Origin of the sequence: Bradyrhizobium sp. 2TAF36, from assembly GCF_052114925.1 — a bacterium.
Taxonomy (GTDB): Bacteria; Pseudomonadota; Alphaproteobacteria; order Rhizobiales; family Xanthobacteraceae; genus Bradyrhizobium; species Bradyrhizobium barranii.
Genome location: NZ_JBFRFR010000188.1, coordinates 1 through 5223 on the forward strand (window position 1 = coordinate 1; position 5223 = coordinate 5223).

Genomic DNA, 5223 nt, shown 5'->3' on the forward strand with positions numbered 1-5223 from the left:
GCCGTCAGGGAATCACGAAGCCGTCAGGGAATCACGAATCGCCCAAAAGCAAAATCCTAAAACGCAAGAAAGCGAGGTCCAACACCCCGCTTTCCTGCAAAATCGAATACTACATCAAGACAAATTCTGCTTATTTCTCAGATCAATCCGCATTCTTCACGGACGACTACTTATCGACCAGCCAATAGAAGGTCTTTTCCCGCGGAAGCGTGGGGGGCGCCGACGCTTTCCCCTCGATCGCCTCCAGCGCCTCGAAGTAGGCCTTCATAAACGCCGGGGTGATGCGTCCGTCGCTGTCCTCAAACGTCTCCCTGATCCGGATTTTCCGGTGTCCAGGCTTGCGAACGTAATAGCGATCGTTACCGTTCGGGTCCGGATCATAGACGCAGTATTTCAGCCGCGTCTTGATCACGCGACGAATCCATCGAATGGATTTTTCGAATAGGACCCGTCGCGGAGCCGCTCCCACGCCTCCAAGACTTCTCCCGTGTCCCAGAGAACGACGCCGTCGATCTTGCGGCCCTTGGGCATGCGGCCACTGTCGCACCATCCTTGAAACGTGGTCGTCGACACGCCCAATGACGCCGCAGCCTCATCGCGACGTAGCGCGAAGCGAGGTACGGACATCAGACGGTGGCGCGACATGCTGTAAGGCTCCATGGGCGCTCGGCCGACCAAGCCACAAGCGCGTTCGTGGATCGCATCTCTGCGAAACCGAGGCCCATGAAAGACGGGAATCTGTTTCGCGCTTAACCCTGGTCTGGGGAATGCAGTCGTTAGAAACTCTAAGTGAACAATGGCGAAGCAAGGGCAGAGCGCCGATGAGGGCGTCGACACACTCGCGTCGAGACAGAGCATAGTGTCGGATAGCGAGCGGAAAGTGAGCGGATAGCGAACTCGCCGGGACGTGACCGACGGTGGCGACGAGCCGAGCCGAACGATTTTCCTCATATGACCAAAGACCGTCAGGGTCGCGCAAGGTGACGCGGAAGGTCCTACGTTTCAAGGGATTGCGGGGTGGTTCCCCACGATTTACCGGCAAGAACTGGGGCGCCGCCTCGCGCAAGCACCTGCAGAAAAGCCCGGCGCTGAGGCCGCACCTTGAAACAGCCCGCTTGACGTGCAGCGAGCATGCCTGCATCATATCAATCCAAAGGCGTAAGTTTGTGGACCCTCAAATGGTCTGGGTCATAATCGGCTGCACGTTGCTGATTATCGTCTGCCTCGGCGGCGGCCGGCGGCTCGGCCAGATCATCTTGGGCGCGCTGGCCCTGATCGTGGCCGTCCTTGTGCTTGCATCGGACTGGATCAGGCAGATACCGCCGATAACGATAATCGAGCTGCTGATCGTGGCTGTCGGGTTCATCACGTTCAGGATCTTGCGCCGCCGCAAGGTCAATCTCGACCTCGCCAAATGCGGCGACACGACCAGACTAGGCAGACCGACGAGCCGTAAGCGGCAAACTTCCTCGACGCCGACGGGAAGCGAGCTCGTCGATGTCGTGCTGATATAATGCGCGGGCCTGTTTTCCACACCCACGACGCGCAGTGGCTCGCGCTCTCTAATTTTGGTCTTCGCGGTCGTTGTCATCTGTCCCGGCCTTCGATCGACGCTTCTCGAACAGACGCTTGATTTGATAAGCGGCCTCGATCAGAGGCGGCGTCAACGAGAAGAATGCACCTAGCGCGACGGCGATGATGGTATGCCGGATCGAGACCAGATCCTCTTCGGCGAAATGGTGGCTGTTACGGTCGGCCGGTGCAGGAGCAAGACCCGCAGAGCTCGGGCCGTCAGGCTTCCTCGGTCTCCGGGGCGGCGTCATCCCAACCACAAAAAGTACGTTGATCAGCAGCCACATGCCGATGATGAGGAAAAAGACCTTCATGAAAAACCAGCGCAAAAGCCAAAATAAGAGCTAAGCCCGCTCCTTCAGGCCGCGCAAGTTGTACTTTCGCAATTGACGCGATTTAGTAAACCGCGCCAGCGCCTAAACGGTCGTCGATTCCACCCGGGTAGGCAAGTTAAAGGCCGTAGGCGCTGCCCTTGAGCAGCTCCTACGGCCGACGTCGCGACGTTCCGCACGATCGACGCGGCACGAGGAAGAATACCACGCGGACGGTGCCCGACCCTTGGACCGCCATTAGAATGTGGCTGGCCCGACGCCGGGCCAGCGGAGGGGCCCCTGCCTACCCCTTACCTGCAGCCGGGGCCGTCTCTCCGCCATCTGTAGTATCGGAGTAAGCGTATGCGTTCCTCGCCGTCCATCGTGCCGACCGATCGTCTCGGTGCATCCGGACCTTTGAGGCACGGCAAGCGTTGACGCTCCGAACACCAGGGCAGGATCGTGAACCTGGAGCGTCGGACGTGAGTATAGTCCCTCTGGAATTTGAAAGACGGTTCGCGCAGCGGTGGGCGGCCAGATTTCAACGGCCCATCTCACCAGTACAGCAAGTGCGTCAGCCCCCCAGCGAAGGTTGGCAGGTCGTCAATAGCTCGAAGCGAAATAAATCACCTGCCAAGAAGAGGCGTCAGCGCATGCAGAGCCCGCAGGCTCAATAGCCGGCGGGACATTCGTCGTTCACCGTCCGAGCGGTCGGCGGTGCGTCATCGGCCGCTGCCGGTCGCGGTTCCTGTGCGTTCGGCGCCGGCGGTTCGATGGCGGCATGCCTCGGAGCTGCCCGTTGCCAGACGCCCAAGCACGCCGGCCGACGGCTCAAGATCACCTTCGGCGAGATGCGAGAGATGGGTGTGCGCGGCGTCCTGGTCTATTGCCATTGTGGCCATCACGTCGCTCTGGACGCCCTCCGCTGGCCGGACGATGTAAGGCTCTCGGATCTCGAGCCGCGGTTCGTCTGTCGGGGCTGCGGTGGCCGCGGCGCCGAGGTTCGGCCAGACTTTGAGCGCGGAACCAGCAGCTTGCAATCGTGGGCCGTGGCAGCCCCAGCACCCGGCCGGGGGACGTAATGATGCTGGGGCCTCCGGACAGGCTCTTGCCTCGTGGGACCGAGACCGTCACCGCAGAACAAAAGTCGCCCGCACCCGGCATGTTCCCAGCCAAGTCCTCATTTCTGCTGCCTCGCAGTTTCGCTGACCCATGGTGGTATCTGGCTTGTAGGAACGGCGGCCTTCCGGACTAGTTGCCCCTGACGCCGAACCAGGGTTTTCGCCATGGGTTTTTGGAACATTACCTGCTCGGTCATCATCGCGATCGTAGCCTGCGGCTCTGCCGCACTTGCGGGGGATGGTGGTCGTGCAGCTGGAGTGGCTGGGGCAAGCCGTCCTGGTGGTGCTAAGCAACGCCTCTTAATCATCCGCCGCCCGCTTCCAATAGAAGGGCCTGCGTCTAACGGCACCGTTGGCGTCGGGGCGTCAAGCTCCAAGCTCAACTCGCGGATCGACAGCAAGATGTAAGAACGCGGGCCAACCGCGATAATTCGGTCAGAAATCAGGGATTTGTCGCGGCCGAACATCCATCAATAGATGCCGTCAGCCTCGCTCGACCTCACCCATGAAAAAGCCCGGCGGTGAGGCCGGGCCGTATTCTTCAAGGGGGCTATCGCGATAGTGCTTCAGCCTGCGCCTCCGCATCGAGTTCGGCGCGGTTGGGATGGAGGGCGTGGAAAAGCTGACCCCTCCGCTGCTCCACGGATTTGGCGAGCTCGACGATTTTATAGCCAAGCGTCGAGAACATGGTGCCATCGTCGAGGTTAAGTGTATCGGCGACCCGAGCGGTGATGTTCCCATAGTCGACGAGGGCCGTAACATCGTCCTCCATGTCGCCGATGATCTCGTACGGGGTCCGGTCGTCCGAGGTGTCCACCCCGCCCTCCAGCTCCTGAATCACTCGCAGGATCTCGCCCTTGTCGATGCCGCCCTCGGAGGTGTCCGCCTCGTCGAGTGTTTGCGCATCCGGCACCGCCTTGGCGGCCTTCGCGGGCTCGGCGGCAGCCTCCGAAGGCTCGAGGTTGGCTCTCAGCTTCTCTATCCGGTCCAGGAGGTCGTGAACGCTGAACAACAGTATCGACGTCTCCTGCTCTGGGAGACGGTAGTAGTCGGAATCGTCCTCGCAGAGCCAGAGATTCTGCGCTGATCGGATTGCGATGTGGCCCACCACCTGAATGTCGGTAAGGCTTCGGTCGATCCCTTCGAGGTGCTCTTGATGTTGATCGCTGATGCCGACCTCCCGACTTGCTCAGCCAAGAGTTCTTCCGCGCTCGCGAGAACGGCGTACAGAGTTTCAGGTTCTTCGAATGTATTGTCGGGCTTGCCGTAGGGAGAAAGCTTCCCGCTTTTCACCCCGTTTACGTAAGCCACCAACGCCAGCAGGCCTTGCAGCGTCGTTGGAGCGGTGGATGTCAGATCGTCTCGGGTCTTTCCTTTCGCGGTTAAGGCACTTCTTTTCTATCTTGGGGTCCGGACCGAGGGTCCCGGGGGCCGTCTTGAGTCCCTGGTAAAGCTCCCTCATCGCCTTCTGATGCTTCTCTATCGCGGCGTACACCGGGTCCGTTGTGGTATTCTGCTTCTTAGCTTTAGCCATGGCATCACCATTGGTTGGAGTCAGCAGTCCGCGGGTGCTTCCAACACCCGCGGACTGCGCTATCACTATGAACAACTAGCACATGTTGTGCCATTCAAAGGCAGATGTCAATCACTTGTGCAGGGTGGTCGATGCTTCTAGAAGCTGACGTCATGAGCGATGATGAGAAAAAAGATATCCGCATTCCCGTCATGATGTCTGCCAGCGAGGTGGCGGCCATTGATGCGTGGCGACGCAAGCAGGAAGACCTGCCCGGCCGTTCCGAGGCCATCCGACGGTTGGTCGAGACGGGGCTGAAGTCGAAGGGAAAATAGAATGTCCAAGGCAACTTTGCTTGGAGTTATAGCTATCACCTTCTTGGCGATGAACGCTACTCCGGCCGCGGACTCGCTCAAGATTACTTGCACTGGCGATATRTTSGARCCSGGAGGGGTCAAGAAATCACCTGCTACTACGTTGCCCGCGATTTTGAGTCCCGCAAATAGAGCGACGAAGGTGTCCATTGATTTTGGCCAAGACACCATTAGCCCGCGTGTGTTGAGTAACAATCCGCTTCAACTCAAGTTTCGCACCAAGGACTTCACTGGTGAATATTTCCACTACAGTGGCGATATGTTTCTTGTTTACAGATCAGGAAACCTCGCGCGATTGAACTGCACACCGCGCTGACCGCTTGGCGCGATGC

Annotated in this window: 7 protein-coding genes and 1 pseudogene; 4 read left to right on the plus strand and 4 right to left on the minus strand. The window is 59.4% G+C overall.

All coding sequences use genetic code 11. The features are described from left to right. Positions 1-188: hypothetical protein (locus AB4Z51_RS44205; RefSeq protein ID WP_441499703.1), on the plus strand; the 188-nt coding region annotated here is incomplete at its 5' end. On the opposite strand, the gene AB4Z51_RS44210 is transcribed toward AB4Z51_RS44205, so the two are convergent. Next, positions 167-412 carry a hypothetical protein gene (locus tag AB4Z51_RS44210; RefSeq protein WP_441499704.1) on the minus strand — a complete coding sequence of 82 codons (246 nt, stop codon included), beginning with the start codon at positions 410-412 and terminating at the stop codon, positions 167-169. The genes AB4Z51_RS44205 and AB4Z51_RS44210 overlap by 22 nt on opposite strands. After that, positions 409-645, minus strand: a complete 237-nt coding sequence (locus tag AB4Z51_RS44215; protein WP_208088046.1) for a helix-turn-helix transcriptional regulator — start codon at positions 643-645, stop codon at positions 409-411. Before AB4Z51_RS44215 ends, AB4Z51_RS44210 begins: the two co-directional genes overlap by 4 nt. A gap of 335 nt (positions 646-980) precedes the next feature. Here AB4Z51_RS44215 and AB4Z51_RS44220 point away from each other — a divergent pair, with 335 nt between their 5' ends. Continuing rightward, positions 981-1514 carry a hypothetical protein gene (locus AB4Z51_RS44220; protein WP_441499705.1) on the plus strand — a complete coding sequence of 178 codons (534 nt, stop codon included), beginning with the start codon at positions 981-983 and terminating at the stop codon, positions 1512-1514. Positions 1515-1562: 48 nt separating this feature from the next. On the opposite strand, the gene AB4Z51_RS44225 is transcribed toward AB4Z51_RS44220, so the two are convergent. Beyond that, complete coding sequence (locus tag AB4Z51_RS44225) at positions 1563-1886, minus strand: hypothetical protein (protein WP_441499706.1); 324 nt, start codon at positions 1884-1886, stop codon at positions 1563-1565. A 778-nt stretch (positions 1887-2664) separates the two neighbouring features. On the opposite strand from AB4Z51_RS44225, the pseudogene AB4Z51_RS44230 reads away from it, so the two are divergent. Continuing rightward, positions 2665-2965, plus strand: a pseudogene (locus AB4Z51_RS44230) (hypothetical protein). Positions 2966-3554: 589 nt separating this feature from the next. Here AB4Z51_RS44230 and AB4Z51_RS44235 read toward each other — a convergent pair. Continuing rightward, a complete protein-coding gene (locus tag AB4Z51_RS44235) occupies positions 3555-4016 on the minus strand; it encodes a hypothetical protein (protein WP_441499707.1) in 462 nt (153 codons plus the stop codon). A 674-nt stretch (positions 4017-4690) separates the two neighbouring features. Between AB4Z51_RS44235 and AB4Z51_RS44240 the strand changes: the two genes are divergently transcribed. Beyond that, positions 4691-4852 carry a hypothetical protein gene (locus AB4Z51_RS44240; protein WP_208088051.1) on the plus strand — a complete coding sequence of 54 codons (162 nt, stop codon included), beginning with the start codon at positions 4691-4693 and terminating at the stop codon, positions 4850-4852. Positions 4853-5223: the final 371 nt, after the last annotated feature.

Bases quoted from the DNA above. Each gene is read 5' to 3' on its own strand.
- AB4Z51_RS44225 (WP_441499706.1), bottom strand. From the start codon at position 1,886: ATGAAGGTCTTTTTCCTCATCATCGGCATGTGGCTGCTGATCAACGTA.
- AB4Z51_RS44215 (WP_208088046.1), bottom strand. From the start codon at position 645: ATGTCGCGCCACCGTCTGATGTCCGTACCTCGCTTCGCGCTACGTCGC.
- AB4Z51_RS44240 (WP_208088051.1), top strand. From the start codon at position 4,691: ATGAGCGATGATGAGAAAAAAGATATCCGCATTCCCGTCATGATGTCT.